This is a genomic window from Mycobacterium sp. (genome assembly GCF_035653355.1).
Lineage (GTDB): Bacteria > Actinomycetota > Actinomycetes > Mycobacteriales > Mycobacteriaceae > Mycobacterium.
In genome coordinates, this window is the sequence record NZ_DASRBZ010000613.1 from 1 (window position 1) to 5,100 (window position 5,100).

The following is a 5,100-nucleotide window of genomic DNA, read 5'->3' on the forward strand; positions in this document are numbered from 1 at the left end:
CGTCAGCTGGCGTCGCGGGCCAGGCGGGCGGTCGCCAACGAGCCGCCACCGCAACGCGATCCGACCCACGATGAGGTGGTCGGCCGGCTAATGACCGCCATGGCCGCGGGTGATTTGGAAGCGGTGGTGTCGCTGCTGCACCCGGACGTTACGTTCACCGGCGATTCGAATGGCAAGGCGCCGACAGCGGTTCAGGTCATTCACGGCGCCGACAAGGTGGCCCGGTTCGCCTTCGGCCTGGCGCAACGCTACGGGCCCGCGTTCTTCACGGCGAATCAGCCGGCCCTCGTCAACGGCGAGCTGGGCGTGTTCACCGCGGGCAGTCCGGGCGGCGACGGTTACCGGGAGATGCTGCCGCGTATCCTCGCGATCACCGTGCGCGACGGAAAGGTCTGCGCACTATGGGATATCGCGAACCCTGAGAAGTTCACCGGCTCTCCGCTGGCCTCTGATCATGGGATTCGGCGGGCTGGCGTCGAGAATGAAACCGACTGTGCCGATTAGATTGGAGACCGGACGTGCCCGGTAGCGTTTCCAAGAGGATCAGCAACTTGCTGTTTAGGGGTATGGACAAGATGCGCCATCGCGGCGCCTTCGACGTCGACTCCGCGACGGCGGCGGGCAAGGACTTCACCGGTTTTGGAAAGACGCGCCAGATCGTACTGGTGACGTTCAAGCGCTCCGGCGAGGCGATGCCGAGCCCCGTCAACTATGGAGTCGCCGACGGGAAGCTCTATGTTCGGACAGACGCGTCCACCGGAAAAGTCAGAAGGATCCGTAACAACCCCCGTGTCGTGGTGGTGCCCAGCGGATTACGGGGGAAACCGAGAGGACAACCGGTAGCCGGGGTGGCGCGGATCCTGCCGGAGTCAGAACGTGCGCACGCGAACGAGGCGATTGCCGCGAACTGGAGCTTGCCGATGAAGGTGTTGGAACGCAGTCTGGACAAGAGCGCTGAAGCGTTTGGTATGCCAATCGCCTACATCGAGATTGCGCCCGCACCCGAAAAATGACCACGGCGTGCTCCAGCCTGTCGCTACCGTGACGGGTTACTCGCGCACTGGCTCACGGTAACTACAGCTTCGTGGTCATGCCGAGTCGCTAGCCCACGGAACCCGGCACGCATCCCCAGAACTGAAGCCCTGCTCGGTGATGCCCAGCGCCGAATACGTGCGCGCCCGCATGTTTTCCACGCCGATCTGATACGTCAGCTCGATCACGCCCGCGTCGCCGAAACGGGCCCTTAGATCGGCGACCTGTTCGTCGGTGACTGAATGCGGGTCGGTGGTCATCGCGGCGGCGTAGGCGATCGCGGCCCGCTCGTCGTCGGTGAAATGCGGAGAGGTGGCGTAGTTGTCGATGTCCTTCAGCCGTTCGACATCGAGGCCGTCGAGGCGCTGCAGCATCGACCCGAAGTCCACGCACCACGAGCAGCCGATGGTGCGGGCGGTCCAAAACACCGCCAGCTCACGCACACTGGCCGGCAGTTTGTGCGATGCGCGCTCCAGCGCCGTCTCATGGACCGCATTGGCGAACAGCAGCCCGGGATGGTGTGCGACGACGGTGAACGGCTCAGGCACCTCGCCGAACCGGCGCTTGGCGTAGCGGTAGGCGGCGCGGACCCACAGCGGGGCCTTCGTGGGTGGCAATGGCTCGATACGGGTTTTCTGTGTCATACCCCTCAGACGAGGCAGCCCGCGAAAGTGTGACGAGCGCAGGTCAGCCTGGGGTGAGCGCCGCGACGACAGGCCCGAACATCGTGTTCTTGATCGCCCCAAGGGTGCCTTGGTCCTTGCCTTCGAGTGGCTTGAGCATCTCCACGGCTGCGGCTGTGACGGCTTCCTCGGGCGCGGTGGCGTCGATGATGCCGATCGCCTCGGCAACTGTGCCGCCGAACCGGCGCCCCGTCGTCATCGAGGCCACCGCGGCCTGCGGCGTGAGTCGGGCCTGGATCAGCGCCGCCATGCCGGGCGTGAACGGGATGCGAATGTCAACTTCAGGGAAGCAAAAGAAGCCACGGTCGGCGCGCATGACCCGGAAGTCGTGTGCAAGTGCCAGCATGGCGCCTGCGCCGAATGCGTGCCCCGGCAGGGCCGCTGCAGTCGGCACCGGCAGCGTCAATACTCGGGCGAGCAGTCCCTGAACGCGGTTGACATACCACTGGGTCTGATCGCCGTGCGCCATCAACCAGTCCAGGTCGAGCCCGTTGGTGTAGAACTTGCCGCCGGCTGTCGTGACGAGTCCTTGAGCGCCGCCGCCGACTACGTCGTCGAGGTGGGTGTCGAACTCGTCGAGAAAGTCTGGCGAGAACCGGTTTTCGTCGTCACCGAAGTCCAGCACGGCGATCTTGCCGTCGTGGTTGAGCTTCATCGTGGTCTCCGTTTCTGCTTGAGGGGAGGGGGTCCGATGTCGAGCACCGCCCGCACGGCTGCCCGCAGGTGCCCGACGGCAGTCGGATTGCGAATCCTGTTGCGCTGCAAGAGAACGCTGGTGGGAAGATCGACGATGCAGGTGGTAATCACGTCCACCGCTGCAGCGTCTTTGCGGTCCCACATGGCGCTCGCCAGCCCGACCATCAGCTCGACAAGTTCGCCCTGAGTCGCAGCCACTTCGCTCGCGACGTCCCGGCGAACACCGTCGTCGATCAGCTCCTCGCGCCGAACTGCCAGCAGCACCGCCGACGACTGTGGATATTGCTCGGCGAAAACCGCCGGCGCCTCCGCTGCGGCGACCACAGCGTCACGCGGGCTCAGCGACTCGTCGACGAGCGCCTGTTGCGTGGCGAGGAACCGGCGCGCCGCACGCAGCCACGTGCGGGCCAACAGGTCGGCTCGGGAGGCGAAGGTGTGATAAAGCGCGCCGTTGGACACCCCCGCCGCAGCGGCAACCGACCGAATCGTCACAGCGGACGGGCCCGCCCCGGCCGCCAGTGATTCGGCGGCGTCGAGCATCCGGTCGACATCGTGGACTCGGGGACGCGGCATGTCGGCGACTATAACAGAGCACCCGCTCTGTTATAGTCGGATCGCCGATTGTGCGGATTTATACGCCCCGTCCGGCGTGTCGCGTACGAAACCGCACACTCGGCGCTGCTTCTATCAGCGCGCGAACATCAGGGCGCGCTTGACCTCCTGGATCGCCTTGGTCACTTCGATGCCGCGTGGGCAGGCCTCGGTGCAGTTGAACGTGGTGCGGCAGCGCCACACCCCCTCCGCGTCGTTGAGGATGTCGAGGCGCTCGGCGGCGGCCTCGTCGCGACTGTCGAAAATGAACCGGTGCGCGTTGACGATCGCCGCCGGCCCAAGGTAGCTGCCCTCGTGCCAGAACACCGGGCAGCTGGTCGTGCAGGCTGCACACAGAATGCATTTGGTGGTGTCGTCGTAGCGGGCGCGGTCGGCCTGGCTTTGGATGCGTTCCCGCGTCGGCGGGTTACCGCTGGTGACGAGATACGGCTTGACCGCGCGGTAGGCCTCGAAGAACGGCTCCATGTCGACCACCAGATCCTTTTCCACCGGCAGCCCGCGGATGGGTTCGACGGAAATGGTCAGCTGCTTGCCCGATTTTTCCGGTAGCAGGTCGCGCATCAGGACCTTGCAGGCCAGCCGGTTGACCCCGTTGATGCGCATTGCGTCGGAACCGCAGACGCCGTGCGCGCAGGAGCGCCGAAATGTCAGCGTGCCGTCGAGGTAGCTCTTGATGTAGATCAGCAAGTTGAGCAACCGGTCGCTGGGCAGGCATGGCACCCGGAAGCTCTGCCAGCCGCCGGAATCGGCGTACTGCTCGGGGTTTTCGGGGTTGAAGCGGGCGATCTTGACGGTGACCATTACCGCGCCCTCGGGGACCGGCGGCAGTGGCGGGTCGCCTGATTGCTCGGTCTCGATCGAAGCCATCAGTATTTCCGTTCTTTGGGTTCGTAGCGGGTCTGCACCACGGGCTTGAAATCCAACCGGATATCGGACAGCAGATCGCTGCCCTGCTTGTAGGCCATGGTGTGGCGCATGTAGTTGGTGTCGTCGCGGTTCGGATAGTCCTCGCGGGCATGCCCGCCACGAGATTCCTTGCGGTTCAGGGCGCCGACCACGGTGACCTCGGCCAGCTCGAGCAGGAATCCGAGCTCGATGGCTTCCAGGAGGTCACTGTTGAAGCGTTTCCCTTTGTCGTGAACCGCTATTCGGGAATAGCGTTCCTTCAAAGCATGGATGTCGGTGAGCGCCTGTTTGAGCGTCTCTTCGGTGCGGAACACCGCGGCGTTATTGTCCATCGTCTGCTGCAACGCACCGCGGATGTCAGCGACGCGTTCGTTGCCGTGCTCGGAGAGGATGTCGGCGACCCAGCCGACTACCATCGCCTCCGGCTCCGGCGGCAGCTCGACGAAGTCGTGACCCCGTGCGTAATTTGCCGCGGCGATCCCGGCGCGGCGGCCAAAGACGTTGATATCCAACAGCGAATTTGTGCCCAGCCGGTTGGCGCCGTGCACCGACACGCATGCGCATTCACCGGCCGCGTACAGGCCCGGCACCGTTGTGGTGTTGTCCAGCAGCACCTGCCCGGTGACCGTCGTCGGGATACCGCCCATCAGGTAGTGGCACGTCGGGTAGACCGGCACGAGTTCGTTGACCGGGTCCACCCCAAGATAGGTGCGCGCGAATTCAGTGATGTCGGGCAGTTTGGCCGCCAGCACGTCGGCGCCGAGGTGGCGCACGTCGATGTAGACGTAGTCCTTGTGCGGGCCGGCCCCGCGGCCCTCGAGCACCTCGCGCACCATCGAGCGGGCAACGATGTCGCGCGGCGCCAAGTCGACGATCGTCGGCGCGTAGCGCTCCATGAAGCGCTCGCCCTCGCCGTTGAGCAGCCGGCCGCCCTCGCCGCGCACCGCTTCGGAGATCAGGATGCCCAACCCGGCCAGGCCGGTCGGGTGGAACTGGTGAAACTCCATGTCTTCCAAGGGAAGTCCCTTGCGGAACACGATGCCGATGCCGTCGCCGGTCAAGGTATGCGCATTCGAGGTGGTCTTGTAGATCCGGCCCGACCCGCCGGTTGCGATCACGACGGCCTTGGCGTGAAAGACGTGGATGTCGCCGGTGGCCAGCTCGTAGGCGA

General features: G+C 65.1%; 6 protein-coding genes and 1 pseudogene. 2 read left to right on the forward strand and 5 right to left on the reverse strand.

Features of this window, described 5'->3' with window-relative positions:
* Both VFA16_RS21245 and VFA16_RS21250 read left to right on the forward strand, forming a co-directional pair.
* Window positions 1-504, forward strand: a 504-nt coding sequence (locus tag VFA16_RS21245; RefSeq protein WP_324969729.1) for a nuclear transport factor 2 family protein, incomplete at its 5' end; no start/stop codon positions are given.
* A gap of 62 nt (window positions 505-566) precedes the next feature.
* Entirely contained in the window at window positions 567-1,013 is a 447-nt protein-coding gene (locus VFA16_RS21250; protein ID WP_414687780.1) for a PPOX class F420-dependent oxidoreductase, read from the forward strand.
* A 75-nt stretch (window positions 1,014-1,088) separates the two neighbouring features.
* Here VFA16_RS21250 and VFA16_RS21255 read toward each other — a convergent pair.
* The 5 genes and pseudogenes from VFA16_RS21255 to VFA16_RS21275 all read right to left on the reverse strand — a co-directional run.
* Window positions 1,089-1,712 (reverse strand): annotated as a pseudogene (locus VFA16_RS21255) (carboxymuconolactone decarboxylase family protein); the annotation flags it as partial.
* A 7-nt stretch (window positions 1,713-1,719) separates the two neighbouring features.
* On the reverse strand, window positions 1,720-2,370 hold the full coding sequence (locus VFA16_RS21260) for an enoyl-CoA hydratase-related protein (RefSeq protein ID WP_324969731.1): 651 nt from the start codon (window positions 2,368-2,370) through the stop codon (window positions 1,720-1,722).
* Window positions 2,367-2,984, reverse strand: coding sequence for a helix-turn-helix domain-containing protein (locus VFA16_RS21265; protein ID WP_324969732.1), 618 nt, complete (start codon window positions 2,982-2,984; stop codon window positions 2,367-2,369). The genes VFA16_RS21260 and VFA16_RS21265 overlap by 4 nt, the downstream gene beginning before the upstream one ends.
* 114 nt (window positions 2,985-3,098) lie before the next feature.
* Window positions 3,099-3,890: a succinate dehydrogenase iron-sulfur subunit gene (locus tag VFA16_RS21270; protein ID WP_324969733.1), complete on the reverse strand. Its 792-nt coding sequence runs from the start codon at window positions 3,888-3,890 to the stop codon at window positions 3,099-3,101.
* A partial coding sequence (locus tag VFA16_RS21275; RefSeq protein ID WP_324969734.1) for an FAD-binding protein occupies window positions 3,890-5,100 on the reverse strand: 1,211 nt, incomplete at its 5' end. The genes VFA16_RS21270 and VFA16_RS21275, both read right to left, overlap by 1 nt.